This is a genomic window from Pseudonocardia nigra, assembly GCF_019396355.1.
Lineage (GTDB): Bacteria > Actinomycetota > Actinomycetes > Mycobacteriales > Pseudonocardiaceae > Pseudonocardia > Pseudonocardia nigra.
Genome location: NZ_JAHKRK010000027.1, coordinates 1 through 26,546, shown reverse-complemented (window position 1 = coordinate 26,546; position 26,546 = coordinate 1). Strand labels below are relative to the sequence as shown.

Annotated in this window: 22 protein-coding genes; 17 read left to right on the top strand and 5 right to left on the bottom strand. The window is 73.8% G+C overall.

Annotated elements, in window-relative coordinates; translation table 11 throughout:
- The first annotated feature begins 22 nt into the window (after nt 1–22).
- The 14 genes from KME75_RS45750 (at nt 23) to KME75_RS09810 (ending at nt 14,975) form a co-directional block, all read left to right on the top strand.
- Nucleotides 23–751 carry an IclR family transcriptional regulator gene (locus KME75_RS45750; protein ID WP_219414283.1) on the top strand — a complete coding sequence of 243 codons (729 nt, stop codon included), beginning with the start codon at nt 23–25 and terminating at the stop codon, nt 749–751.
- A gap of 96 nt (nt 752–847) precedes the next feature.
- Nucleotides 848–2,038 (top strand): acyl-CoA dehydrogenase family protein, encoded by a 1,191-nt coding sequence (locus KME75_RS09870; protein WP_219414282.1) that lies wholly within the window; start codon nt 848–850, stop codon nt 2,036–2,038.
- The gene (locus tag KME75_RS09865; protein WP_219414281.1) at nt 2,038–3,255 is read left to right on the top strand and encodes a CaiB/BaiF CoA transferase family protein; all 1,218 of its coding nucleotides are present in this window, start codon (nt 2,038–2,040) and stop codon (nt 3,253–3,255) included. The genes KME75_RS09870 and KME75_RS09865 overlap by 1 nt, the downstream gene beginning before the upstream one ends.
- A gap of 59 nt (nt 3,256–3,314) precedes the next feature.
- Nucleotides 3,315–4,397: a TRAP transporter substrate-binding protein gene (locus KME75_RS09860; protein WP_219414280.1), complete on the top strand. Its 1,083-nt coding sequence runs from the start codon at nt 3,315–3,317 to the stop codon at nt 4,395–4,397.
- Nucleotides 4,394–4,957, top strand: coding sequence for a TRAP transporter small permease (locus KME75_RS09855; protein ID WP_219414279.1), 564 nt, complete (start codon nt 4,394–4,396; stop codon nt 4,955–4,957). Before KME75_RS09860 ends, KME75_RS09855 begins: the two co-directional genes overlap by 4 nt.
- Nucleotides 4,957–6,246, top strand: coding sequence for a TRAP transporter large permease (locus KME75_RS09850; RefSeq protein ID WP_219414278.1), 1,290 nt, complete (start codon nt 4,957–4,959; stop codon nt 6,244–6,246). Before KME75_RS09855 ends, KME75_RS09850 begins: the two co-directional genes overlap by 1 nt.
- 98 nt (nt 6,247–6,344) lie before the next feature.
- Nucleotides 6,345–7,082 carry a glycoside hydrolase family 38 N-terminal domain-containing protein gene (locus KME75_RS09845; protein ID WP_219414277.1) on the top strand — a complete coding sequence of 246 codons (738 nt, stop codon included), beginning with the start codon at nt 6,345–6,347 and terminating at the stop codon, nt 7,080–7,082.
- On the top strand, nt 7,019–9,100 hold the full coding sequence (locus tag KME75_RS09840; protein ID WP_219414276.1) for an alpha-mannosidase: 2,082 nt from the start codon (nt 7,019–7,021) through the stop codon (nt 9,098–9,100). Before KME75_RS09845 ends, KME75_RS09840 begins: the two co-directional genes overlap by 64 nt.
- Nucleotides 9,101–9,167: 67 nt before the next feature.
- Nucleotides 9,168–10,586: an extracellular solute-binding protein gene (locus KME75_RS09835; protein ID WP_219414275.1), complete on the top strand. Its 1,419-nt coding sequence runs from the start codon at nt 9,168–9,170 to the stop codon at nt 10,584–10,586.
- A complete protein-coding gene (locus tag KME75_RS09830) occupies nt 10,558–11,481 on the top strand; it encodes a carbohydrate ABC transporter permease (protein ID WP_219414274.1) in 924 nt (307 codons plus the stop codon). Before KME75_RS09835 ends, KME75_RS09830 begins: the two co-directional genes overlap by 29 nt.
- Complete coding sequence (locus KME75_RS09825) at nt 11,478–12,299, top strand: carbohydrate ABC transporter permease (RefSeq protein ID WP_219414273.1); 822 nt, start codon at nt 11,478–11,480, stop codon at nt 12,297–12,299. Before KME75_RS09830 ends, KME75_RS09825 begins: the two co-directional genes overlap by 4 nt.
- Nucleotides 12,299–13,408: an ABC transporter ATP-binding protein gene (locus KME75_RS09820; protein WP_219414272.1), complete on the top strand. Its 1,110-nt coding sequence runs from the start codon at nt 12,299–12,301 to the stop codon at nt 13,406–13,408. Before KME75_RS09825 ends, KME75_RS09820 begins: the two co-directional genes overlap by 1 nt.
- Nucleotide 13,409: 1 nt before the next feature.
- The gene (locus tag KME75_RS09815; RefSeq protein ID WP_219414271.1) at nt 13,410–14,618 is read left to right on the top strand and encodes a CehA/McbA family metallohydrolase; all 1,209 of its coding nucleotides are present in this window, start codon (nt 13,410–13,412) and stop codon (nt 14,616–14,618) included.
- Between the two features lie 162 nt (nt 14,619–14,780).
- The gene (locus KME75_RS09810) at nt 14,781–14,975 is read left to right on the top strand and encodes a hypothetical protein (RefSeq protein ID WP_219414270.1); all 195 of its coding nucleotides are present in this window, start codon (nt 14,781–14,783) and stop codon (nt 14,973–14,975) included.
- 17 nt (nt 14,976–14,992) lie between these two features.
- On the opposite strand, the gene KME75_RS09805 is transcribed toward KME75_RS09810, so the two are convergent.
- From KME75_RS09805 to KME75_RS09785, 5 genes are all read right to left on the bottom strand, one after another.
- Entirely contained in the window at nt 14,993–15,850 is an 858-nt protein-coding gene (locus KME75_RS09805; RefSeq protein WP_308282670.1) for a DUF1932 domain-containing protein, read from the bottom strand.
- A gap of 72 nt (nt 15,851–15,922) precedes the next feature.
- Complete coding sequence (locus KME75_RS09800; protein WP_219414269.1) at nt 15,923–16,726, bottom strand: metal-dependent hydrolase; 804 nt, start codon at nt 16,724–16,726, stop codon at nt 15,923–15,925.
- 175 nt (nt 16,727–16,901) lie between these two features.
- Nucleotides 16,902–17,888, bottom strand: a complete 987-nt coding sequence (gene meaB / locus KME75_RS09795; protein WP_219414268.1) for a methylmalonyl Co-A mutase-associated GTPase MeaB — start codon at nt 17,886–17,888, stop codon at nt 16,902–16,904.
- The gene (gene scpA, locus KME75_RS09790; RefSeq protein ID WP_219414267.1) at nt 17,888–20,062 is read right to left on the bottom strand and encodes a methylmalonyl-CoA mutase; all 2,175 of its coding nucleotides are present in this window, start codon (nt 20,060–20,062) and stop codon (nt 17,888–17,890) included. The genes meaB and scpA overlap by 1 nt, the downstream gene beginning before the upstream one ends.
- Nucleotides 20,059–21,981 (bottom strand): methylmalonyl-CoA mutase family protein, encoded by a 1,923-nt coding sequence (locus KME75_RS09785; protein ID WP_219414266.1) that lies wholly within the window; start codon nt 21,979–21,981, stop codon nt 20,059–20,061. Before KME75_RS09785 ends, scpA begins: the two co-directional genes overlap by 4 nt.
- A gap of 326 nt (nt 21,982–22,307) precedes the next feature.
- Between KME75_RS09785 and KME75_RS09780 the strand changes: the two genes are divergently transcribed.
- Genes KME75_RS09780 through cydD form a run of 3 tightly spaced genes read left to right on the top strand, consistent with a single transcriptional unit; the run spans nt 22,308 to nt 26,462 of the window.
- Nucleotides 22,308–23,747: a cytochrome ubiquinol oxidase subunit I gene (locus KME75_RS09780; protein ID WP_219414265.1), complete on the top strand. Its 1,440-nt coding sequence runs from the start codon at nt 22,308–22,310 to the stop codon at nt 23,745–23,747.
- A 14-nt stretch (nt 23,748–23,761) separates the two neighbouring features.
- A complete protein-coding gene (cydB, locus tag KME75_RS09775) occupies nt 23,762–24,751 on the top strand; it encodes a cytochrome d ubiquinol oxidase subunit II (RefSeq protein WP_219414264.1) in 990 nt (329 codons plus the stop codon).
- A 10-nt stretch (nt 24,752–24,761) separates the two neighbouring features.
- The gene (gene cydD / locus KME75_RS09770; protein ID WP_219414263.1) at nt 24,762–26,462 is read left to right on the top strand and encodes a thiol reductant ABC exporter subunit CydD; all 1,701 of its coding nucleotides are present in this window, start codon (nt 24,762–24,764) and stop codon (nt 26,460–26,462) included.
- Nucleotides 26,463–26,546 lie beyond the last annotated feature (84 nt).

The window sequence follows — 26,546 nt, the reverse complement described above, 5'->3', positions numbered from 1 at the left end:
CGTGCCCGCGGAAGGAACAGCTGTGACCGGCTCGGCGCCGAAGGAGCACCGGACCGTCCGCCGGGTGACCTCGATCCTGGAGGCCGTCGCCCGCCAGCGCGACGGCGTGCGGCTGGGTGCGCTCGCCGAGCTGCTCGACGCGCCGAAGTCGTCGGTGTTCGGGCTCGTCAAGGGCCTGGTCGCGGACGGCTACCTCCGCGAGCAGGAGGGCACCTACCGGCTCGGGCCCGCCGTGTCGGCGTTGCTGGCCCCGCCGGCCACGACGGCGCTCGAGGTGGTGCGGCCGCGGATCCAGCGGCTGCGCGCGGCGTTCGACGAGACCGTCATGTGGTGCACCCGGGTCGGCGACTCGGTGGTCTACACCGACGTGGCGGAGTCGTCGCAGCTGATCCGGTACTCGGCGCCGCTGCGCACCCGCCGCCCCCTCTACCCGACCAGCTCGGGCAAGTGCTTCCTCGCCCACAGCGCCCCCGCGGCCCTGCGCCGCTACCTCGCCGAGCACCTGCCCGCGCACGACGTCGAGCGCGTCCGCGCGGAGCTGGATCGGGTCCGGCGCGACGGGGTGGCGTTCAACCGCGGGGAGACGGTGCCCGACGTGAGCGCGGCCGCCGCCCCGGTGCTCGTGGGCGGCCACGCGGTGGGGTGCGTCGCCGTCGCCGGCCCGTCCGCGCGGCTGGGCGGGCGGCTGGACGAGGTCGCAGCCCTGCTGCCGGGCGTCGTCGCGGAGCTCGCCGTCGAGCTCCGCGGTTAGCGGCCTCAGTCGCGTGCCCTTGACTCGGCCGCGTCGCCGACTACCCTCGGCGTGCGTAAATACGCGTTGCTATTCGTATATACGGACGGTGGATGGATGGACTTCGCGCTGACCGAGGACCAGCAGACCCTGCGCAAGGCGGTGCGCGACCTCGCCGCCCGGTTCCCCGACGAGTACTGGGCCGAGCGGGACGCGCGCGGCGAGTTCCCGCGCGAGTTCTACGACGCCTTCGCCCAGGGCGGCTGGCTCGGCATCGCGATCCCGGAGCAGTACGGCGGCGGGGGCCTCGGGATCCTCGAGGCGTCACTGCTGTTGGAGGAGGTCGCGGCGTCCGGGGCCGGCATGAACGGGTGCAGCGCGATGCACCTGACGATCTTCGGGCTGAACACGATCGTCAAGCACGGCAGCGAGGAGCTGCGCCGGGAGATCCTGCCCGCCGCCGCGGACGGCTCGCTGCACGTCTGCTTCGGCGTCACCGAGCCCGACGCGGGCACCGACACCACCCGGATCTCCACGTTCGCCCGCCGCGACGGCGCTGGTGACGACGCGGACTACGTGATCCGCGGCCGGAAGGTCTGGATCACCAAGGCGGGCGACTCGCAGAAGATGGTGCTCATCGCCCGCACCACCCCCCGCGACGAGGTCGCGAAGCCGACCGATGGGATGTCGCTATTCCTGGTCGACCTCGACTCCGGGCGCGACGCCGGGACCGTGCAGCTGCGCCCGATCCCGAAGATGGGCCGCAACGCCGTCGCCTCCTTCGAGGTGCTGCTCGACGACCTGCGGGTGCCGGCGCGGGCCCGCGTCGGCGAGGAGGGCGAGGGCTTCCGCTACCTGCTCGACGGGCTCAACCCGGAGCGCATCCTGCTCGCCCACGAGGCACTCGGCATCGGTCGCGCCGCGATCCGGCGGGCGGCGCGCTACGCCCGCGAGCGCGTGGTCTTCGGGCGGCCGATCGGGCAGAACCAGGGCGTGGCGTTCCCGCTCGCCGAGGCCGTCACCCGGCTCGACGCGGCCGAGCTCATGGCCCGCCAGGCGGCCTGGCGCTACGACCGCGGACTGCCCTGTGGGCGGGAGGCCAACATGGCCAAGTGGCTCTGCGCCGACGCCGGCTTCCAGGCCGCCGACCAGGCCATCCAGACCCACGGCGGCATGGGCTACGCCCGGGAGTACCACGTGGAGCGCTACTTCCGGGAGGCCCGGATCCTCCGGCTCGCGCCGGTCAGTCAGGAGATGGTGTTGAACTACGTGGCCCAGCACGTGCTCGACCTGCCGAGGTCGTACTGATGGCCGGGGAGACGGGAGCGCTCGCCGGTCTGCGGGTCGTCGACCTGTCCCGCGTGCTCGCCGGCCCCTACTGCGCCCAACTGCTCGCCGACCACGGTGCCAACGTGGTCAAGGTCGAGGCGCCCGCCGGCGACGACACCCGCGCCTGGGGCCCGCCGTTCGTGCGCCCCGGCACCAGCGCGTACTTCACTGGAATCAACCGCAACAAGTCGGCGATCGCGCTGGACCTGCGCTCGCCGCGGGCCCACGAGGTGCTCGAGCGGCTCCTCGCCGACGCCGACGTCATGATCGAGAACTTCAAGGCGGGCACGCTCGCCCGCTGGGGGTTCCCCGACGAGCTGCTCGCCGAGCGCTTCCCCCGGCTGGTCCGGTGCCGGATCACCGGGTTCGGCACGGACGGGCCGCTGGGCGGGGCGCCGGGGTACGACGCGGTGGCGCAGGCCCACGGCGGGCTGATGAGCGTCAACGGCGAGGCGGACGGGCCCGCACTGCGCATCGGGGTCCCGATCGCCGACATCGTCACCGGGCTGCACGCGTTCGGCGGCGTGCTCCTCGCGCTGCGCGAGCGGGAGCGCTCCGGCCGCGGCCAGCTCGTCGACTGCGCGCTGCTGGACACCGCAGTGACGCTGCTGCACCCGCACTCGACGGCCTGGCTCGCGGACGGCACCGTGCCGCGCCGCACCGGGTCGGCGCACTCGACGGTCGCCCCGTACGAGACGTTCGCGGCGCAGGAAGGCCCGCTGTTCATCGGGGTCGGCAACGACCGGCAGTTCCGGGCGCTCGTCGAGGTGCTCGGGCTGCCCGCGCTCGCCGACGACCCGCGGTTCCGCAGCAACGCCGACCGGGTGACCGCGGTCGCCGAGCTGCGGGCGCTGCTGTCCGTCCCGATCGCGCGGTGGGAGTGCGCGGCGCTCGGGGCCGCGCTGCTCGCGCGCGGCGTCCCCGCCGGGGCCGTGCACGACGTCCCCACCGCACTGCAGGACCCGCAGGTGCGCCACCGGGAGATGGTGGTCGAGCACGACGGCTACCGCGGCGTCGGCATCCCGATCAAGCTCGACCGCACGCCCGGCTCGGTGCGCTCCGCACCCCCCGACCACGGCGCCGACACCATCGAGGTGCTGACCCGGCACGGGTACGACGCCGCCGAGATCGACGCGCTCGTGCGCGACGGGATCGCGCTGGCGCCACTGCCGTCCGAACCGGGCGCGGGTACCTGAGCAGCACCGGGGCTCCTGAGCAGCACCCGCGACGACGTCCGTTCGAAGGAGAGCCGACGATGGCCCGTCCCCGCACCGCATGGCGCGCCCGCGCGGGCGCGGCGCTGTGCGCCGTCACCCTCGCGCTGGCCACGGCGTGCGCGGCTGGCGGCGGCCGGGAGGGGCCGCCGGGCGGCGTCATGCTCGTGCTCGCCGACTCGTTCCCGACGACACACCCGGTCTCCCGGGAGGGCGCCCGCTTCTTCATGGAGCGGGTCGGGGAGCTCACCGGCGGCCGGGTGCGGTTCGAGTACTTCCCGTCCGAGCAGCTCGGGGCCGCGGAGGACTTCGTGAGCCTGGCGCGGTCGGGGGTGGTCGACGTCGCGATGGTCTCCCCCGGCTACGTCGCCTCCCAGCTCCCGCTGTCCGGGGTGGCGGACCTGCCCGGCATGAGCAGCACGTCCTGCCGCGGCTCGCTGGCCGTCGAGTCGCTGCTGGCCGAGGGCGGGGTGCTGCACGAGGTGGAGTTCGCCCCCGACGGGCTGCGTCCCCTGCTGGTCGGGGTCATCCCCGGCTACGAGGTGATGACCGGCGGGGGACGGGCGGTGACCGAGCCGGCGGACGTCGCGGGCCTGCAGCTGCGTTCCTCCGGCGGGGCGATCGACCGCACGGTCCGGATGCTCGGTGCGGCCCCGGTGGCGATGCCGGTGACCGAGATGTACGAGGCGATCTCCCGCGGGACGGTCGACGGCACCGTGCTCGGCCCGATGAGCGCGCTGCCCTACCGGCTCGACGAGGCCGCGACGCACTCCACGGAGGGCGCGCAGCTCGGCAGCTTCACGATCACCTACTCCATCGGCACGCAGGCGTGGGACGAGCTGCCCGCCGACCTGCAGGCGGCGCTCGCCCAGGCCGGCCGGGACACCACCCGGCACCTCTGCCGCGCGATCGACGACGAGAACGCGGGGTCGCGCGAGGAGCTCGCGGCGGGCGGCATGCGGTTCCACACCCTGACACCCGAGGAGCAGCAGCGATGGCAGGAGGCGGTCGCACCGGTCCGCGAGCAGTGGGTGGCCGACATGGAACGGCTGGGCCTGCCCGGCCGCGCCGTGCTCGACGCGATGCTCGCCGCGCTGCGGGAGCTGCCGGAGGACCCGCGATGACGCCCGCCCGGGACGTGGTCGACGCGGGCCTGCGCCGCGTGGAGGACGCGCTCGCCGCGGTCGCCGCGGCCGCGCTGCTCCTGCTGGGTGCGCTGATGGTGCTCGAGGTCGCCCTGCGCTACGTGTTCTCCGCACCGTTGTCTTGGGGGCTGGGGTTCATCAGCGACTACCTGCTGATCGGGTTCTTCTTCCTCGGCCTGCCCTACACGGTGCGCGCGGGAGCGCACGTGCGGATCGACGTGCTGTACCGGGCGCTGCCGGCCGCGGCGCAGCGCTGGTGCACCGCGGCCGGCACGGTGCTGTCGCTGCTGTTCGTCGCCGCGCTCACCTGGGGCGGCATCGTCCTCACCTACCGGGCGTGGGCCGGGGGCGACGTCCCCCCACCCGGCGGGGCCGAGCTGTCCTGGGCGGTGTGGACCTCGACGGTGATGGTCCCGCTGGGCGGGATCGTGCTGCTCGTGCGCCTGCTGCACACGTTGGCCGTGCGCCCCACCGAGCCGCCCGAGGACCCGGACACCGCCGATGACCCGGCCGCGGACGCCGTGAAGGAGACCGTCTGATGCTCGCGGCGTTCGTCATCGCCCTGCTACTGGTGCTGCTGCTGGTCCGGGTCCCGGTCGGCTTCGCGATCGGCATCGCCGGGGTGGTGGGCCTGCTGCTGCACGGCGGCCCCGAGCTGGTGCTCGGGGTCATGGAGACCACCCCGCACACCGCGATCTCGGCCTACTCGCTCGCGCCGATCCCGCTGTTCATCCTGATGGCGCAGTTCGTGCTGCGCAGCGGGGTGGCGGGCGAGCTGTTCGACGCGGCGCGGATCTGGGTCGGGCGCACGCCCGCCGGGCTCGGGGTGGCGACCACGGTCTCGGGCGCGGTCTTCGCCGCGATCTCGGGCTCCAGCACCGCGGCGGCGGCCACCCTGGCGTCCACCTCGGTGCCGGAGATGACCCGCCGCGGCTACGACCCGCGGCTGGCGGGCGGCCTCGTGGCGGTGGTGGGCACGCTCGCGGCGATGGTGCCACCGAGCATCATCCTGGTCTTCTACGCCGTGCTCGCCGAGGAGAGCGTGGGCCAGGTGCTCATCGCGGGCTTCCTCCCGGGCGTGCTCGTCACCGTCGCGCTCGTCGTCACCACGCTGCTGCTCGTGCGCCTGCGGCCGGAGCTGGCGCCGCGCGGCGAGCGGCACCCGGTGCTGACGAAGGTGCGCACGCTCACGACGGTGGGCCCGGTGGCGGTGCTGTTCGCGCTCGTCACGGGCAGCATCTACCTCAGCCTGGCGACGCCGACCGAGGCCGCAGCCCTGGGCGCGGCCGGGGCACTCGCGATCGGGCTCGTGCGGCGCAGGCTCGACGCGGCCCGGATCAAGGCCGCGCTGCTGGACGCGCTGGGCTCCAGCGGGATGATCCTGCTGATCATCGCCGCGGCGCACGTCTTCGGCTACGTGCTCACGCTGACCCGCATCACCGAGACGGTGGTGGACGCGGTCGCCGCGATCCCCGCGCCCGCCACGGTCGTGTTCCTCGGGATCGCCCTGGTCTACCTGGTGCTCGGGGCGTTCATGGATCAGATGGCGATCCTCGCGCTGACCGTGCCGATCGTGCTGCCGGTGATCGAGCAGCTGGGTTACGACCCGGTGTGGTTCGGGGTGATGGTCGTGCTGCTCGCCGAGATCGGCCTGGTCACCCCGCCGCTCGGGCTCAACGTCTTCATCGTCGCCCGGGCCACCCGCCACCCCACCGACCAGGTGTTCCGCGGGGTCGTCCCGTTCGTTGTGGCGATGCTCGTGGTGGTCCTGCTGTTCACGTTCGTCCCGCAGCTGGTGCTGTGGCTGCCGCAGACGATGACGAGCTGACGTCCGACGCCATCGACACGGCGCCATCGACACGGCTCTGACTGATCATTAGGTTTGTCCTGACCTAGTGATCACGTCGAGAGGCGGGCCCCGGAGCCATGACCCGGACGACCGAGCCGACCATCCACCTCGTCCCGCACACCCATTGGGACCGGGAGTGGTACGAGCCCTTCCAGCGCTTCCGAATCCGGCTGGTCGACCTGCTCGACGAGGTGCTCGACCGGGCCGAGTCCGACCCGCGGTTCCACTTCACCCTCGACGGGCAGATGGCCGCCGTCGACGACTACCTGGAGGTGCGCCCGGAGAACCGCGACCGGGTCGCCGCGCTCGTGCGGCGGGGGCAGCTGGCCGTCGGGCCGTGGCAGATCCTGCTGGACGAGTTCCTCGTCTCCGGCGAGAACATCGTGCGCAACCTGGAGCTGGGCTGGGCCCGCGCGGAGGCGCTCGGCGGCGTCATGCCCGTCGGCTACCTGCCCGACGAGTTCGGGCACTGCGCGCAGATGCCGCAGATCCTCGCCCGCGCCGGTCTCGCGCACGCGTGCCTGTGGCGCGGCGTCCCGGCGGGTGTCGACGGGCACGCGTTCGCCTGGACCGCGCCGGACGGCAGCGCGGTGCGCGTCGAGTACCTCGCGGGCGGCTACGGCAACGCCGCGTCGCTCTTCGCCGACCCGGCCCGGTTCGCCGAACGGGCCGCCGCGCTGGAGGCGGCGCTGCGGCCGCGGTTCGGCGACCAGCCGGTGCTCGGCATGTACGCACCGACCACTCCGCCCCGGTGCGCTCGCTGGTCGCGCTCGTCGCCGGACTGGAGGAGGACGACGCCCCGGTCCGCATGCTGATCACCACGCTCGCCGACCACATCGCCGGGCGCGACCCCGGCACCACCGGCCTGGTCGAGGTCCGCGGCGAGCTGCGCAGCCACGCCGCCGCCAACATCCTCCCGGGCGTGATCTCGGTGCGGCCGCACCTCAAGCAGGCCATGGCCCGCGCGGAGCGGATGGTGGAGCGCTATGCCGAGCCGTTCGCCGCGCTGTGGTCGGCCGAGTGGCACGGTGCTGATGAGCGCTCCGCAAGCTCCGCTTCCCGGTTCCTCGACATGGCGTGGTGGCGGCTGGTCGACGCCTCCGGGCACGACTCGGTGACCGGCTGCGGGGTCGACGACACCGCGGTGCAGGTGTTCGCCCGGATCTCCGAGGCCGAGCACCTGGGCCAGGCCGTGCGCGACCGGGTCGTCGGCCGGCTCGCCCGGACCGTGCCTCGCGACGCGGTGGTCGTGGTCAACCCGACGCCCGCCGACCGCACCGACCTGGTGACGCTCGACGTCGAGGTGCCGGCCGGCTGGAGCGGCGTGGCCCTGGAGCTGCCCGACGGCCGCCGGCTGCCCGCGCAGGTGGAGAGCCGCACGGCGGAGCTGCTGCACGAGGAGGAGATCGACGCGGCGGCGCTGCCGACGTTCTTCCCGCGCATCCACGGGCGCGAACTGTTCGGCAGCGAGATCGCCAGTTGGCGGGTGGACGGGGACCGGCGGCTGCTGGAGTTCGACCTCGCCCGTCACGGTGGCGACGAGCCCTTCGACGTGGACGCGGTGCGGGCTGCGTTCGCTGCGGTCACCGACACCGGCACGTGGACGGTCCGGCTGCTCGCCCGGGAGAGCCGGGTGCTCACCGGGCTCGTGGACGCGCCCGCGTTGGGCTGGGCGTCCGTGCGGCCGGTCCCCGCCGATGATGCAGCCGACGAGCCGGTGCCTCACCCCGTCCGCGTCGACGGCCGGACGCTCGACAACGGCCTCGTGTCCGTCGCCGTGCACGACGACGGGACGCTGCGCGTGACAGCGGCCGACGGCACCGGGCTCGACGGCGTCGGGCGGATCGTCGACGGCGGCGACCGCGGCGACACCTACAACTACGGCCCGCCCGGCACGGACCCGCTCGTCGACTCCCCCACGGCGGTGGCGATCGGCGCCGCCGACGGCGGGCCGCTGCGCGCCGCGATCAGCGTCGACCGGGCGTACGCGTGGCCCGCGGGGATGGACTGGGACCGCGACGCCCGCTCCGCGGCCACCGAGCCCGCCCGCGTCGCGATGCGGGTCGAGCTGCGCGCGGGCGAGCCGTTCGTCCGCCTCGACCTCACGATCGACAACCGCAGTGCCGACCACCGCGTCCGGCTGCACGTCCCCACCGCCCGCCCGGCCACCGTCTCGCACGCCGAAGGCCAGTTCGCGGTGGTCGAGCGCGGCCCGACGGCGGAAGGGGGACCGTCCGGGGAGCACCCGATCCCGACCTTCCCGGCCCACGGGTTCGTCGACGCGGGCGGCGCCGGACTGCTGCTCGCGCAGGCGAGCGAGTACGAGCTGCTGGACGGCGCGCTCGCGCTCACCGTGCTGCGCAGCACCGGCCTCATGAGCCGCAACGTGCACCCCTACCGCGAGGAGCCGGCCGGTGGGCAGTTCCCCACACCGCTGGCCCAGATGATCGGCACCACCACCGTCTCCCTCGCCGTGCTCCCGCACGCCGGGGACTGGGCGGACGACGACCTCGTCGGTGCGGCCGAGCGCTTCCTGCACCCCCTGCACGTGGTGCCCGGGCTCGCCGCGCCGCGCGGAGCGCTGGGAAGCCACCGCGGGGTCACCGTCGAGGGCGCCCGGCTGACCAGCCTGCGACGTCGCGGCGACGCCCTGGAGGCCCGCGTCGTCGCCCAGACGCCCGAGCCCACCACGGCGGTGCTGCACGGCCCGTTCCGCGCGGCGAGCTCGGTGGACCTGCTGGGCCGGCCCGGCGCCGTACTCGATGCGGCCGACGGCCGCGTTGCCCTACCGCTGCGGCCGTGGGAGATCGCCACCGTCCGGCTGGAGCGATAGGCGCTATCGCTCCTCAGTACGTCATGACATGATCGCGCCAGTACATACTCGTCAACGAGGACCTGTGATGTCACCCAGCAGAACAGCACGATCCATCCTCGCGCTCGGCGCCGTCTCCGCGCTCGCGCTCACCGGCTGCGCCGACGGCGGTTCCGCGGGTGGCGGCGGCGATCCGCAGCGCAACGCTGACGCCGAGACCGTCACCCTGACGATCGCGGCCAATGCGGCGCAGGGCGGCAAGAACGCCACCGAGGCCGACTGGATCGTCAACTACGTGATCCCGGAGTTCACGAAACGAATGGCCGACGAGGGGGTGCAGGCCACCGTCACGTTCGAGCCCTCCGGCGTCGACGACGAGCAGTTCAAGACGAAGCTCGCCCTCGACATGCGCACCGGCGGCGGCGCCGACGTCGTCTCCCTCGACGGCATCTGGGTCGGCGAGTTCGCCCAGGCCGGCTACATCCAGCCGCTCGAGGAGCTCGTGGGCGAGGCCGCCACGTCGTGGGACGGCTGGGAGCAGATCCCCGACGCCGTCGAGCAGCTCGCCTCGTTCGAGGACACCCGCTACGGGGTGCCGACCGGCACCGACGGGCGGGTGCTGTTCTACAACAAGGAGCTGTTCGCCCGCGCCGGCCTGCCCACCGACTGGCAGCCCACCAGCTGGCAGGAGATCCTCGACGCCGCCACGGCGCTCGGGCAGCTGCCCGACGTCACCCCGATCCAGCTCAACGCGGGCACCGCGATGGGCGAGGCGACGACGATGCAGGGCGTGCTGCCGCTGCTGGCCGGTACCGGCTCGCCGCTCTACGCCGACGGGAAGTGGCTGGGCGACACCCCCGCCCTGCGCGACGTGCTCGGGCTCTACCAGCAGATCTACAGCACGGGCCTGGGCGACCCGCTGCTGCAGCAGGAGGCGCAGGGCCGCGACAAGTCCTTCCAGGAGTTCGCCGCGGGCCGGATCGGGATCCTGCTGGAGAGCGACTACTTCTGGCGATCGGTCGTCGAGCCGACGGCCGGGATCGCGCCGATGCCGAACCGCGACGAGGTCGTGGGCTACGCCAAGATCCCCGCGCAGCAGCCCGGCGCCGGCCTGGACGGCCAGGACTTCGTGAGCATGTCCGGTGGCGGCATGCGGGCGATCAACCCGGGCACGGAGTACCCGCAGCAGGCCTGGCGGCTGCTGGAGCTCATGAACTCGGCCGAGGCCACGACCGCCCTGCTCGGCGACAACGCCCGGATCACGCAGCGCGACGACGTCAACGCCCAGGTGCTGAGCGGCGACCCGATGCTGAGCTTCGTCGCCGAGGAGGTCCTGCCGATCACCGCCTACCGGCCGGGCCTCGCGGTGTACCCGCAGGTGTCGCAGGCGCTGCAGGAGGCGACGGCCGCAGTCGTCTCGGGCACCGCACCGGAGCAGGCGGCGCAGCAGTACCGCACGGCGTTGGAAGGTGCGCTCGGTGGCGCTGACGACATCACCTCCGGCTGAGGTTCCCCCCGCCCGTTCCGTCGCGACGGACGCCGCAGGCCTGGGCCGCATCCGGGCCACGGCGTTCGTCGCGCCGGGGCTGGCGCTCGTCGGCGTCTTCCTCGTCTTCCCGGCCCTGTGGACGCTCTACCTCGGGCTCACCAACTACCGGCTCACCGGCATCGCGGCCGCCCGGCCCGAGGTCGTCGGGCTGGACAACTACGCCACCGCGCTCACCGACCCGGACTTCCTGCACTCCCTGTGGCTGACGCTGATCTACGTGATCGGCTCGGCCGTGATCGGGCAGACCGTCCTGGGCTTCGTGCTGGCCTGGACGATGCGCGGGTTGCCCCGCACCGTGCGCACGGTCGTGGAGTCGCTGGTGATGCTGGCGTGGATCCTGCCCAGCTCCGTGATCGCGTTCCTGTGGATCGCGCTGCTGGACCGCGACTCCGGCACGCTCAACGCCCTTTTGGGCACGCCCGGCATGGCGTGGCTGCTCGAGTACCCGATGCTGTCGATCATCATCTTCAACACCTGGCGCGGCACGGCGTTCTCGATGCTGCTGTTCAGCGCCGCCCTCAACGCGGTGCCGCCCTCGCAGCTGGAGACGGCGCGGATGTCGGGGGCATCGGGGTGGCAGCAGCTGCGGGACGTGGTGTTCCCGCACATCCGGGGCCACATCCTCACCAACCTGCTGCTGATCAGCCTCTGGACGTTCAACGACTTCGGCCCGTATCTCATCACCGCGGGCGGGCCGAACGGGCAGACCGAGATCCTGCCCGTGTTCGTCTACCAGACGGCGATCTCCAACGGGGAGCTCGGCCTGGGCAGCGCGATCTCGCTGATCATGCTGCTGATCAACCTGGTGATGGCCGTGGTGTACCTGCGGCTGCTGCGCGAGCGCTCCTCGTGACGCCCCGACAGATGGTCGGCCGCATCGCGTTCTACGTGCTGATCGCGCTCATCACGGCGTTCATGGCGATCCCGGTGCTGTGGCTGCTGTTCGCCCCGTTCGACCGCACCCCGACACTCACCGCGTCGCTGCCGGAGTGGACGCTGGAGAACTTCGCGGGCCTGCTGGAGAACCCATACGCGCTCACGTCGCTGGCCAACTCGGTGCTGCTCGCGGTGGCCAGCATGGTGCTGGTGACCGCGCTCGGTGCGCTGGCGGCGTACGCGCTGTCGCGGGTGCGGATCCCGGGCCGCGACGGGCTGCTCTACGTACTGCTGCTGCTGTCGTCGATCGTCACCGGCACGGCGGCGATGGTGCCGATCTTCCTGCTGATGTTCGAGCTGAACATGATCGACTCCCAGCTCGGCGTGGTGCTCGTGCTGTCCGGCGGGTTGCTGCCCGCAGCGATCTTCATCATGAAGGACTTCATGGACGGCACGCCGCGCTCGTACGAGGAGTCGGCGCGGGTGTTCGGCGCCGGGCCGCTGCAGATCCTGCGCGACATCGTGCTGCCGACCGTGCGGCCCGGGCTCGCGACCATCGCGGTGTGGACGCTCGTGAACGTGTGGGGCAACTTCCTCACCCCGTTCATCCTGCTGCGCAGCCCGGAGAAGTCCCCGGCCGCCGTGGTGCTCTACACCTTCTACACCGAGGGCGGCCAGGCGAACCTCGGCCTCATCTCGGCGTTCTCGCTGCTGTACTCGATCCCGGTCGTCGCGATGTACGTCTTCGTCAACCGGCGCTACGGGTTCCGCTTCCACGGAGGGATCAAGCGCTGATGGCCGACATCGTGCTGAACCAGCTGGTCAAGGAGTACCCGGGCGGGGTCCGGGCGGTCGATTCCCTCGACCTGACGATCGCCGACGGCGAGTTCTTCGCGCTGCTCGGGCCGTCGGGCTGTGGGAAGACCACCCTCCTGCGGTCGATCGCCGGCCTGGAGACCGTGACCGGCGGCAGCATCACCATCGGCGGCCGCGACGTGACCCGGCTGGCTCCGGGGGACCGCGACGTCGCGATGGTGTTCCAGGACTACGCCCTGTTCCCGCACATGACCGTGCGCGACAACATCGCCTACCCGCTGCGCATCAAGAAGGTCGCCAAGGCCGAGCGCCACGCCAAGGCCGACGAGACCGCCGAGGGGCTGAGCCTCGGCGGTCTGCTGGAGCGCCGCCCGGGACAGCTGTCGGGCGGCCAGCAGCAGCGCGCCGCGCTGGCCAGGGCCGTGGCGTGCCACCCGCAGGTGTTCCTGTTCGACGAGCCGCTGTCCAACCTCGACGCCCGGCTGCGGCTGGAGGCCCGCACGTTCCTCAAGCGGCTGCAGCGCGACCTCGGCGTCACCACGGTGTTCGTCACCCACGACCAGGCCGAGGCGCTCGCCATGTCCGACCGGATGGCCGTGATGCAGGCGGGCCGGATCCGCCAGATCGGCACGCCGAAGGAGGTCTTCCAGCGGCCCACCAGCACGTTCGTGGCGGGCTTCATCGGCTCCACCCCGATGAACCTCCTCGACGCGGCGGTCGACCGGGACACCGTGACGGTGGCCGGCGCGGTCCTGCCGCTGCCGGACTCCGCCCGCGGGCACGTCCGGGACGGGGAGAAGGTCGTGTTCGCCGCGCGCCCGGAGTATCTGACCCTGCGCGCCGAGCCCACGGCGGGCGGGATCGAGGGCGTCGTCGCGATCGTGGAGAACATGGGCGTAGGGGCTCTGGTGTCGCTCGACGCGGGCGACGACGTCATCGTGCAGGTCACGGTGCCGGAGGGGCAGGAGCCGGAGCCCGGGACGCGCGGGTGGGCCGTCGCCGCCCCCGAGCGGGTGCTGCTCTACCGCGCGGGGGACGGCGAGCTGGTGGGCAGCGCGCAGCCCGAGCCGGCGCTGACCGGCAGCTGACATGGCCCTCGCCGTCCATCGCGGCCGGTTCACCGTCGACGACCGGGCCGCCCAGCTCTACCCGCTGCTGCCGGTGGAGGTGCCCGCGGGGACCGACGCGCTGACCGTCCGGCTCGACTTCGACCGCACCGACGGGGTGCTCGACCTGGGGTGCTTCGGACCGACCGGGTTCCGCGGCTGGTCGGGTGGCGCGCGCGAGACGTTCACCGTGGCAGCGGGCTGGGCGACGCCCGGCTACCTGCCCGGGCCGCTGGAGCCCGGCACCTGGCACGTGTGCCTCGGGCTGCACCGCGTCCCGGCCGACGGGCTGCCCTACGAGGTGGTCGTGGACGCCGTGCCCGCGACCCCACCGGAGCCGCCGGTCGCCCCGCCGGTCCCCGCGCGGCCGCCGCAGCGGGCGCTGCCCGCCGAGCCGGGCCTGCGGTGGCTCGCGGGCGACCTGCACAGTCACACCGTGCACTCCGACGGCGCCCTCACCGTCGACGAGCTCGCCTGCCGCGCCGCCGCTGCCGGGCTCGACTTCCTCGCGGTCACCGACCACAACACCGTCAGCCACCACCCCGAACTGCCCGCGGCCGCCCGGCGGGCCGGGGTGGCGCTGCTGGCGGGCCAGGAGGTCACCCGCGACACCGGCCACGCCAACGCGTTCGGCGACATCGGCTGGATCGACTTCCGCGCTCCCGCCGACGACTGGCTGGCCGAGACCGAGCGCCGCGGCGGGCTGCTGTCGGTCAACCACCCGCTCGCGAGCGACTACGCGTGGCGCCAGCCCATGACCCGGCGGCCGCGGTTCGCCGAGGTCTGGCACTGGACGTGGCTCGACCGCCGGTGGGGCGGGCCGCTCGCGTGGTGGCTCGCCTGGGACCCTGCGCTCGTCCCGCTCGGGGGGAGCGACTTCCACTCCCCCGCCCAGGGCCGACCCCTCGGCGGGCCGACGACGTGGGTGCAGTGCGGGGACGACGGCGACGGCGGCGCTCACGTGCTCGCCGGGATTGCCGCGGGCCGGGTCGCGATCAGCGCCGGACGGGACGCCCCCGTGCTGCTGCGGGTGGGCGACGAACTGGTCGCGGTCGACGCCGACGGCACCTACCTCGTCGACCCCGACGGCGCGCGCCGCGTGGTGCTCGGCGACCGCCGGTCGTTCCCGGCCCGGCCGGGCCCGCACCGGCTGGAGACCCCCGACAACGCGGTGGTCGCCCTGACGGCGTGAGCCCCGGGCCGGGTGGGTGGGTTGCGCGACCCGGCACGACGCGGGGGCGGCGCACGGCTCGCCGTAGTCACCTCTCGCGATCAGGTGGTGCTGCGTGACACGTTCGGGTGGCTTCCGGCGCGATCCGGCGACGAACCGGCACCGGCCCGCCAAGCTGTCGGCATGCAGCGCAGGTCAGTCGTAGCAGCGGTCCTCGTCTCCGTCGTCGGCGCCGTGCTCGTCGCCGGCGCATCGGCGGCGATGGCCGCCGAGGACCCCACGTCGAACCGGGGTTGGGGCAGCACGAACCGCGGCTGGGAGACCGGCAACCGCGGCTGGGAGCACTCCGAGCCCGCCGGCCACTCCACCGCCGACTGAGGCCCTCGCCCGGCGGCTCACCGCCCGCCGCGCAGCCCCCACGGGTTCGCCCGGTCGGTCGGGTCGTCCTCGGCCAGCCTCCGGTAGATCGCCGCGGCGGCCCGGGAGAACCCGTCCGGCACGCCGACGGCGGCCATCGCGTCGGCCGCCTCGTCCATCTCCCCCGCCCAGCGCCACGCCTTCGCGCCGGCGCGCGCCGTCACGGTGTCCACTGCGGCGGCGTAGTCGACGCCCTCGCGGGCCAGTTGGTCGCGTAGCGCGTCCTCCACACCGTGGGCCTGTGCCGCGGCCGCGATCGCGAGCCACACGGCGGGCATCGCCTTGCTCTGCAACGCGAAGCAGGCCTTGAGCGCGCTCGAGGCGCCGAGCTCCGCGCCGAGCACCTCCGCGGTGAACGGCGACCCGGTGAACAGCCCGGCAACGGTCTCCGCAGCCGCCCCGGACAACCACAGCGTGGTACGCCCCGGCTCCCACGCGGGGGGCCCGATGACGGCGCCGTCGACGACCCGGTCGGCGCCGAGCAGCTCGCCGATGCCGTTCACGGTGGCCGGGCTGACCGCGTTCGCATCGACGTACAGCGGGCGGTCGGGCCGGTCGGCGAGCGCCGCGGCCACCTGCTCGGCGACGTCGCGGGCAGCATGGGGCGGGCAGATCGAGATGATCACGTGGGCCCGGCGGGCGAGCTCGGCGACGTCCGGCACGCCGATCAGGTCGGCCAGCTCAGCGCGCTTGGAGGTGGTGACGCTGCGCCCGGCGGCCGCCCAGATCACCCCACCGGCGCGGGGCTTCAGGGCCGCGCCGAGCGCGGCCCCCATCGCGCCGGGGTGCAGTACCCCGATGACCGGACGGGACGGCACGGGGGCGTCGCTGATCACCCGGCCATTCTGCGTCAACCGCCACCGATCGTGGTCCGCACCGCGCCGAGGGCCGACCGGGCGTCACCGCGATCATGCCCCGGCGAGCAGCCGTTCTACGTGGGCGCGCAGGTCGAGCACGAACGGCCACACCCCCGGCACCGCCACGACGGAGAGCACCAGCGTGGCGACCGTGAGCGCCGGCGCCACCACCCACGCCTCCACCGAGCCACCGGTGCGGAACCGCAGCGGCCGCGGGCTGCCGATGGGATACCAGCGGCGGTGCCGGATGCGGATCGGCCACAGCAGCGGGGCGCCCGACTCGGTGATCGCGTCCCCGAGGGAGTGCACGATCATGCCCAGGGCGACGGCGGTCCCGAGCCAGCCCGCCGTGCCCGCGGTGCCGCCGGGCACGAACTCCTCCACCGCATACGTCAGCCCGGCGGCGATCACCAGCGACGGCGGACCCGGCACGAGCGCGTCCAGGCCCTTGATCGCCAACGCGAGGCAGACGAACAGCGTGCCGACCACCACCGGGGTGCCCCATCGCGCGGAGGCGAGGCTGATGGCCGCACCGAGCAGCACGGCGGCGACCAGCGTGTGGGTCAGCCCGCGGTGGGTGCCCTTGCCGGTGTCGCGGCGGGCCCGCGTCAGGTCGTAGACGAACCCGGACAGCGGGCGCACGGCGTGGCAGGCCACCCACGAGGCGACCGAGAAGCGGCGGGTCGCCACCGACGACGGGTGGTCGAGGTCGGGCAACAGCGCCGCACCCGCGGACACCGCCGCGAACGTCAGCACGCTCCCGGCGCTCGGCTGCACGGCCACCAGGTGCGGCAGGAACCCGGCGACGGCGAGCCCCAGGGCCGCCCCGGACGTGGCATGACTGACCCCGAGCACACGACGGACCGTAAACGATCAACTGTTCGAGTGAGCGCGCGCCGCGCCGGGCGGGTGAGCGCGTCAGATGTCAGGAAAGCCACGTTGCTGTCGTCGAGTGACAGGAACGTGGCTTTCCTGGCACTCGATCGGCCCCGGCCGAGCACGGCGAGCGACGCGTCGGCGCGTCGGCGCGTCAGACGAGGCCGAGGTGCGACAGCAGCTGCTGCGCCGCCAGGGTCGGGGTGAGCTCGCCGCCGCGGACCTCGCGCTCCAGGTCGGGGATCGCGGCGCGGACCGCGCCGTCGGCGTGCAGGCGGTCCATCAGCAGGTCGCGGACGGTGGCCCACATCCACTGCACCTGCTGGTCGGCGCGGCGCGCGGCCAGCTCCCCCGCCGCGTCGAGCGTGGCGCGGTGCTCCTCCACCGCCGCCCACACCTCCGCCATGCCTGCGCCGGTCTGCGCGCTGCACGGCAGCACCGGTGGCTGCCACGACGCGCCCGCCGGTGTGATCATCCGCAGGGCGCCGCGCAGCTCCCGCGCCGCGGCGCGCGCGTCGCCCTCGTGCGGCCCGTCGGCCTTGTTCACGGCGACGACCTCGGCCAGCTCGAGGATGCCCTTCTTGATCCCCTGCAGCGAGTCGCCGGTGCGGGCGATCGTGAGCAGCAGGAACGTGTCGACCATCCCGGCCACGGCGACCTCGGACTGCCCCACGCCGACGGTCTCGACGAGCACGACGTCGTATCCGGCGGCCTCCATCAGCACGATGGTCTCCCGGGTGGCCCGGGCGACCCCGCCGAGCGTCCCCGCGCTGGGCGAGGGCCGCACGAAGGCGTTCTCGTCGTTCGCGAGCGTCGCCATGCGGGTCTTGTCACCCAGGATCGAGCCCCTGGTGCGGCTGGACGACGGGTCGACGGCGAGCACCGCGACCCGGTGCCCGTCCCCGGTGAGCCTGGTGCCGAGCGCCTCGATGAACGTGGACTTGCCGACGCCGGGCACCCCGCTGATCCCCACCCGCTTCCCACCACCGGAGTGCGGCAGCAGCTCCATCAGCAGCTGCTGCGCCGCCACCCGGTGGTCGGGCCGGTGCGACTCGACGAGCGTGATCGCCCGCGCCAGCACCCCTCGCGACCCGTCGAGCACGCCCTTGACGAGCGCGGGGATGTCGACCTCGCGTGCCACTAGCCGGCCTGGGCCAGCAGCTTGCCGAGCAGGTCCACCGCGGCCTCGGCGATCACCGTGCCGGGGCCGAACACGGCCGCCGCGCCCGCCTCCTCGAGCGCCGGGTGGTCGGCGGGTGGGATCACGCCCCCGACGACGATCATGATGTCCGGGCGGTCCAGTGTCGCGAGCTCCTCCCGCAGCTCCGGCACCAGCGTGAGGTGCCCCGCGGCCAGCGAGCTCACGCCCACGACGTGCACGTCGGCCTCGACGGCCTGACGCGCCACCTCGGCGGGCGTGGAGAACAGCGGGCCCACGTCGACGTCGAAGCCGAGGTCGGCGAACGCGGTGGCGATCACCTTCTGGCCGCGGTCGTGCCCGTCCTGGCCCATCTTCGCCACGAGGATCCGCGGCTGGCGGCCCTCCTCGGCGGCGAAGGCGTCCACCAGCTCGCGGGCCCGGTCGATCGCCGGGCTCGACCCGGCCTCGGAGGAGTACACCCCGGAAATGATCCGGATCTGGCCGGAGTGGCGCGAGAACACCTTCTCCAGCGCCGAGGAGATCTCGCCGACCGTCGCCTTCGCGCGCGCCGCGGCCACCGACAGCGCCAGCAGGTTCTGCTCCTGCGAGCGCGGTGAGCCCTCCGCGATGAGCGCCGCCGCATCGGTGAGTGCCTGCAGCGCGTCCTCGACCTCGCGGGCGTCCCGCTCGGCGCGCAGCCGCTCCAGCTTCTCCAGCTGCTCGCGCCGCACGCCGGCGTTGTCGACCTTGAGGACCTCGATCTGCTCGTCGGAGTCGACGACGTAGGTGTTCACCCCGATCACGGGCTGGCGCCCGGAGTCGATCCGGGCCTGCGTGCGCGCCGCGGCCTCCTCGACGCGCAGCTTCGGGATGCCCGCGTCGATCGCCTGCGCCATCCCGCCCGCGCGCTCGACCTCCTCGATGTGGGCCCAGGCCCGCCGCGCCAGGTCGTAGGTGAGCCGCTCGACGTAGTAGCTGCCGCCCCACGGGTCGATGACGTCCCTGGTGCCCGACTCCTGCTGCAGCAGCAGCTGCGTGTTGCGGGCGATGCGCGCGGAGAAGTCCGTGGGCAGCGCGAGCGCCTCGTCGAGCGCGTTGGTGTGCAGGCTCTGGGTGTGGCCCTGCGTCGCGGCCATCGCCTCGACGCAGGTGCGGATCACGTTGTTGTAGACGTCCTGCGCGGTCAGCGACCAGCCGGACGTCTGGCAGTGCGTGCGCAGGGACAGCGACTTGTCCTCGCGCGGCGAGAACTGCTTCACCAGCTTCGCCCACAGCAGCCGGGCGGCCCGCAGCTTCGCGACCTCCATGAAGAAGTTCATGCCGATGCCGAAGAAGAACGACAGCCGCGGCGCGAACGCGTCGATCTCCAGCCCGGCGTCGATCCCCGCCCGCAGGTACTCCACGCCGTCGGCGAGGGTGTAGGCGAGCTCGAGGTCGGCGGTCGCCCCGGCCTCCTGGATGTGGTAGCCGGAGATGGAGATCGAGTTGAACTTCGGCATCTCGCGCGAGGTGAACGCGAAGATGTCGGAGATGATCTGCATCGACGGCTGCGGCGGGTAGATGTAGGTGTTGCGGACCATGAACTCCTTGAGGATGTCGTTCTGGATGGTCCCCGTGAGCTTCTGGTGCGGCACGCGCTGTTCCTCGGCCGCCACGATGTAGAGGGCGAGCACGGGCAGCACGGCGCCGTTCATCGTCATCGACACCGACATCTCGCCCAGCGGGATGCCGTCGAACAGCTGCCGCATGTCGTAGATCGAGTCGATCGCCACACCCGCCATGCCGACGTCGCCCGCCACCCGCGGGTGGTCGGAGTCGTAGCCGCGGTGCGTCGCGAGGTCGAACGCGATCGACAGCCCCTTCTGCCCGGCCGCGAGGTTGCGCCGGTAGAACGCGTTCGACTCCGCCGCGGTGGAGAACCCGGCGTACTGGCGCACGGTCCAGGGCTGCGAGGTGTACATCGTCGGGTACGGCCCGCGCAGGTACGGGGCGATCCCCGGGTAGCCGTCGAGGAAGTCGAGCCCCGCGAGGTCGGCCGCCGTGTAGAGCGGCGGGATCGCGATGCCCTCCGGCGACTCCCAGGTCGGCGGGCCGCCCGCCCACTCCTGGGACGGGGTCCGCTCGCCCAGCAGCGGCACCTGGGTGAAGTCCGGCAGTCGTCCTGTGTCGGTCATGACCGGTCCTCCAGAGCGTCGTACACGGTGCCGATCGCCGCGAGGGCGTCGCAGCCGGCGAAGAGATGTCCGTCGACGCCGGGGACCTCCGCCTTCCCGGCGAGGAGTACGAGCCGCGCCCCGGCCTCGCGCAGTGCGGCCGCGGTCTCCCCGGCGCGCTCGGCGTACAGGGAGTCGGTGGCGCACAGGACGGCGACGGGGGTGTCGGCCGCGGCGAACGCGGCGGCGACCTCCCCGGCCGTCTCGGTCGGACCGGCCTCGGGCGCGGCGATCCCGCCCGCCTGCAGCACGTTGCGGGCGAAGCCCGCGCGCGCGCTGTACGCGGACAGGGGACCGAGCGTGGCGAGGAACGCACGCGGACGCGCCCCGGTCGCGGCGAGGATCGCGTCGGACCGGTCGCGGAAGGCCTCGTACGCCGCCGCGGGACGGAAGACCGGCAGCCCGCCCGTGGGCGCCTCCGGCAGCGGGCGGCGCGGCACGCCCGGCTCGTCGAGGTCGGCGAACTCGCTCACCCCGGTGACCGGCGCCTTCCGCGTGGCGGCCGCACGTGCGCGCCGCTCCCGCACGGCACCGACCCGCTCGGCGACGAGGCCGGCGTCCAGCGCCGCGACCGCGCCGCCGGCGGCCTCGATCTCCTGGAAGAACGCCCACGCCGCCGCGCTCAGCTCGGCGGTGAGCGACTCGACGTACCAGGACCCGCCCGCCGGGTCGATGACCCGCGCCAGGTGCGACTCCTGCACCAGCAGGCTCTGGGTGTTGCGCGCGATCCGGCGGGAGAACGGCTCGGACGCCCCGATCGCGGCGTCGAACGGCGCCACCGTGACGGCGTCGGCGCCGCCCACCCCGGCGGCGAACCCGGTGACCGTGCCGCGCAGCAGGTTCCCGTACGCGTCGCGGCGGCTCAGCATGACCGGCGAGGTCACGGCGTGCTGGTGCTGGGGCTGTGCTCCCGGTCCACGGGTGCCGCCGCAGACCTCGGTGACCCGCGACCACAGCCGCCGCGCGGCGCGCAGCTTCGCGATCGTCGGGAACTGCTCGGCCGTCGCGGCGTAGCGGAACTCCAGCAGCCGGGCGGCGGTGGCGACGTCGAGCCCGGCACCGATGAGCGCGCGCAGGTACTCCAGCCCCGCCGACAGCGACCAGCCGAGCTCCTGCGCGTCGGAGGCCCCGGCGCCGTGCACCGGCAACGCATCCACGACGATCGCGCGGACCTGCGGGAACTCCGCGGCGACGCGCCGGGCGAGCGGCACCACGACGTCGACGTCCGGGCCGGTGCCGGTGCGCGCGCGGCGGCCGATGGGATCGAGCCCGAGCGTGCCGAGCAGTTCGGCCGCGGGGATCCCCCGGTCGGCGGCGAGGGCGAGGAACGCCCCGGCCGCCTCGGTCTCGACCTCCGCCGGAGCCGCGGACGCGTCGAGCACGACCGACGCCATCTGCAGGTGCACGCCGTCGAGCACGGCGGGCAGGTCGGCGACCGCCGTGCCACCGTCGGCCACGGCGAGCCAGATCGAGGAGACGCCGTTCTCCAGGTCGGTGAGCACCGCCCGCCGTGCGGCCTCGGCGTCGGGCTCGGCATGGCGCTGCCGCACGTCCCAGCCGTCGGGCGCGGCGCCGCTCGCCCGGCCACCGCGCACGAACGGCGCCTGCCCCGGCACGCCGGTGGCGACCTGTGGGACGTCCTGCGCGGTGTAGAGCGGCGCAACGCGGATGCCGTCCGGGGTGGACCTGGTGAGCGCCTCGACGCCCGCCCCGGCCGGGGCGTCCTCGCCGATGCGGCGGGACCGGCGCAGGACCGTGTCGACGAGGCCGGCCCACGCGTCCCGGGTGGCGGGCGGGAACCCGCTCGCCAGTGCCAGCTCCTCCGGTTCGGGAGGCGCGGTGTCGTCGAGTGCCGCGCCGTCGACCTTCGCCGTGTTCATGCCGAGACTCCTCCGCGCCCCCGCGGCTGCTTTGCCCGTGCGGGTCAGGTTGCCGGGGAGTTTAGTGAGGGAGGCAGCTGATCACCCCGGCTCGCGGACGTGATGCCAGGCACCTCCGGCGGCCGGCCGCACCACTTCTCGGCTCACGTGCCATTTCCGGGCGCGCGCTCCCCGTCGACTGGGTGCGTCCGGCGAATCGAGGTGCGCGAGGGGGCCGCCGCAGTGCGCCCCCGGGGGCGAGATCCGGAACACCCCACCCCCCATCAATGTTCTACATACGGTAGAACTACTACAGGCCGTAGAAGTTCGCTGAGCGGAGGCGCTGCTTGGACGCCCTGGATCTGGCTCGCTGGCAGTTCGGGATCACGACGATCTACCACTTCCTGTTCGTGCCGCTGACGATCGGGCTGTCGGTGGTCGTCGCCGCGCTGCAGACCGCGTGGCACCGCACCGGCAAGGTCGAGTACCTGCGCGCCACGAAGTTCTTCGGGAAGCTGTTCCTGATCAACTTCGCCATGGGCGTGGTCACCGGCATCGTCCAGGAGTTCCAGTTCGGGATGAACTGGAGCACCTACTCCACGTTCGTCGGCGACGTATTCGGCGCGCCGCTCGCGCTCGAGGCGCTGCTGGCGTTCTTCCTGGAGTCCACGTTCATCGGGCTGTGGATCTTCGGGTGGGACAAGCTGCCGCGCCGCGTGCACCTCGCGACGATCTGGGCGGCCGCGATCGGCTCGAATCTCTCGGCCTACTTCATCCTCGCCGCCAACGCCTGGATGCGGCACCCGGTCGGGTTCACCGTCGACGAGCCATCATCTGTCCACAACACAGCCGGCCGGGCGCGGCTCACCGACATCTGGGCGGTGCTCACCAACGACCAGGCGTGGTCGACCTACCTGCACGTCATCGGCGCGTCCTTCGTCGTGGCCGGGCTGTTCGTCGTGGCGGTGAGCGCGGTGAAGCTGCTGCGGGCCCGGGACGGCAAGGACGACGGTCCGGCCGAGGAGCACGAGCTCTTCCGGCGGACCCTGCGCGCCGGGTTCGTCACGACCGCCGTGGCCGGCGTGCTCGTCGCGCTGTCCGGCCACCACCAGGCCCAGCTCATGGCCGAGTACGAGCCGATGAAGCTCGCGGCGGCCGAGGCGCTGTGGGAGACCGAGCAGCCCGCCGGGTTCTCGCTGTTCGCCGTCGGCGACGTCGAGGGCAGCCGCAACCACGTCAACGTGCAGATCCCCTACCTGCTCAGCTTCCTCGCCACCGACTCCTTCTCGGGCGAGGTGGAGGGCGTGGTCGAGCTGCAGGAGCGGTTCACCGAGCAGTTCGGGCCCGGGGACTACGTGCCCAACGTCGCCGTCCTGTACTGGGCGTTCCGGCTGATGATCGGCCTCGGGCTGGCCGGGGTGGCGGTGAGCGTCGCCGGGCTATGGCTCACCCGCCGAGGCCGGCTGCCGGAGCAGCGCTGTATGTACCGGGTCGCCGTCGCCGCCCTGCCCGCCGCGCTCGCAGCCAACATCGCCGGCTGGATCCTCACCGAGATGGGCCGCCAGCCCTGGACGGTGGTGGGCGAGCTGCTCACCGCGGCGAGCGTCTCCCCCGGCGTGAGCCTCGGCGAGGTGGCCTTCTCGCTGACGACGTTCACCGTGATCTACGGGGTGCTCGCCGTCGTCGAGGCGCGCCTGCTGTGGCGCTACGTCAAGGCCGGCCCCGGCCACGTCCTGCCCTACGACCGCGAGGCCGACCCCGACCGCGTCCCGTCCTTCAGCTACTAGCCAGGGAGCCCGCCGTGGACCTGCCCACCGTCTGGTTCGTCGCCATCGCGGTCCTGTGGACCGGCTACTTCGTCCTGGAGGGCTTCGACTTCGGCGTCGGGATCCTGCTGCCCGTGCTCGGCCGCGACGACGCCGACCGGCGCGTGATGATCAACGCGATCGGCCCGGTGTGGGACGGCAACGAGGTCTGGCTGATCACCGCGATCGGCGCGATGTTCGCCGCGTTCCCCGCCTGGTACGCCGCCACGCTCAGCGGCTTCTACCTGCCGATCCTGCTGATCATCCTGGCGCTGATCGGCCGCGGCGTGGCGTTCGAGTACCGGGGCAAGGTCGACGACCCGCGCTGGCGGGCCCGCTGGGACGTCGCGATCCTCGCCGGCAGCGCGGTGCCCGCGTTCGCCTGGGGCGTGGTGTTCGGAAACATCGTGCGCGGCGTGGAGCTGGGCGCCGACGGCGTGGTCACCTCGGGCCTGACCGACCTGCTCAACTCCTACGCCCTGATCGGCGGGCTCGCGACGCTCGCCCTGTTCACCCTGCACGGGGCGGTGTTCCTCGGGCTCAAGACCGACGGCCCCGTCCGGCACCGCGCCCGGGCGATCGCGCGCACCGCCGGGCCGGTCGCGCTCGCGGCCGTCGCCGGGTTCCTGTTCTGGACCGAGGCCGAGCACGGCGGCCCCTGGGCGGCAGCCGCGGTGGCCGTGGCCGCGCTGCTCGCGGGCACGGTCCTCGCCGCGCGGCGCCGGGAGGGGTGGGCGTTCGTCGCCACCGCCGTCGCGATCGCGGCGTTCACCGTGACGCTGTTCGGGTCGCTGTTCCCGGCGGTGCTCCCCTCGCTCACGTCCCCGGCGTTCGACCTGACGATCGCGAACGGGGCGTCGGGCCCGTACACCCTCGGCGTGCTCAGCTGGATCGGCGCCGCGTTCCTGCCGCTGGTGATCGCGTACCAGGCGTGGAGCTACTGGGTGTTCCGCAAGCGCGTCACCCGCGAGCATGTCGCGTCATGAGGGCCGCATCGTGAAGCCGCTGGACCCGCGGCTGGTCCGCAGCACCCGCGCGGTGCGCGTGCACCTGGTCGTCACGGTCGCCTGCGGCGCCGGGCTCACCGCGCTGATCCTGACGCAGGCGTGGCTCGTCGCCCGGGTGGTCGCCGGGGCGACGGCGGGCGAGGCCGTGGGCGCCGCTATCGGGGCCGTCGCGCTCATCGCGCTCGCCCGGACCGCACTCGCGTACGGCGCCGAGACCGCGGCGTTGCGCAGCGCCGCCGCCGTCAAGTCCGACCTGCGCCGCCGACTGGTCCGGCACGTGGCCGCGAGCGACCCGACCGGCACCGACGCCGGCGAGCTCGTCACCCTGGCGACCCGCGGCCTCGACGCACTCGACGACTACGTCGCCCGCTACCTCCCGCAGCTCGTGCTGGCCGCGCTCGTGCCGGTCGCCGCGCTCGTGGTGGTGGCCCGCGCCGACTGGATCTCCGCGGCCGTGATCGCCGTGACGCTGCCGCTGATCCCGCTGTTCATGGCGCTCGTCGGCTGGCACACCCAGGCCCGCACGCGCCGGCAGTGGCGGCTGCTGGAGCGGCTCGGCGGCCACTTCCTCGACGTCGTCGAGGGCCTGCCGACGCTGGCGATCTTCCGCCGGGCCAAGGCCCAAGGGGGACGGCAGACGGCGGAGCCGGCGGGGTGGGTAAGCACAGCCGAGTTGATCCGCCGCGTCACCGACGAGCACCGCGCCGCGACGATGGCGACGCTGCGGGTGGCGTTCCTGTCGGCGTTCGTGCTGGAGCTGCTCGCGACGCTGGCCGTGGCGCTGGTGGCCGTGGAGGTCGGGCTGCGCCTGCTGTACGGGCAGCTGGACCTGGAGACGGCGCTGCTTGTGCTGATCCTCGCCCCGGAGGCCTACCTGCCGCTGCGCGAGGTGGGTGCGCGGTTCCACGCGAGCATGGAGGGGGTGGCCGCGGCCGAGCAGGTCTTCGCCCGGCTCGAACGCCCCACCCGGGCCCCGGCCCCGAGTCACCCGGTGCCCGTGCCCGCGTCGCCCTCGATCCGGTTCGACCGCGTGGCGCTGACCTACCCCGACCGGTCGGGCCCCGCGCTGTCCGGCGTCGACCTGGCGCTGCGGCCCGGCGCCACCACGGTCGTCACCGGGCGCAGCGGAGCGGGCAAGTCGAGCCTGCTGACGCTGCTGCTGCGGTTCGCCGAGCCCACCGCGGGCCGGATCCTCGTGGACGGGGTGGACCTGCGCGAGCTCGACCCCGACGACTGGCGCCGCCGCATCGCCTGGCTGCCCCAGCGGCCCGCGCTGTTCGACACGTCGGTGGCCGACAACATCCGGCTCGGCGCGCCGGATGCCTCCGACGCCGCCGTGGAGCGCGCCGCCCGGCTGGCCGGGGCCCACGAGATGATCATGGCGCTGCCGGACGGCTACGCCACCCGGCTCGGCGAGCGCGGCGGGCGGCTCTCGGCCGGGCAGCGCCAGCGGGTGGCCCTGGCGAGGGCGTTCCTGCGCCAGGAACACGAGGACGCGCCGCTCGTGCTGCTCGACGAGCCGACCGCGCACCTCGACCCGGAACACGCCGCGGCCGTCCGCGCCGGGGTCGCCCGGCTGCTGCGCGGGCGCACCGGCGTGATCGTCGCGCACGACGCCGGCTGGACCGAGCTGGCCGACGAGACGGTGCACCTGGAGGCGGGCCGGGTGGCGGAGGGGGCGTCGCGATGAAGGACACGGGCACGGCACACATCGTGGAGCCTCCGCACACACCGCCGGCGGTGTGTGCGGCGGCCACGCCCCCGCCCCTCACGG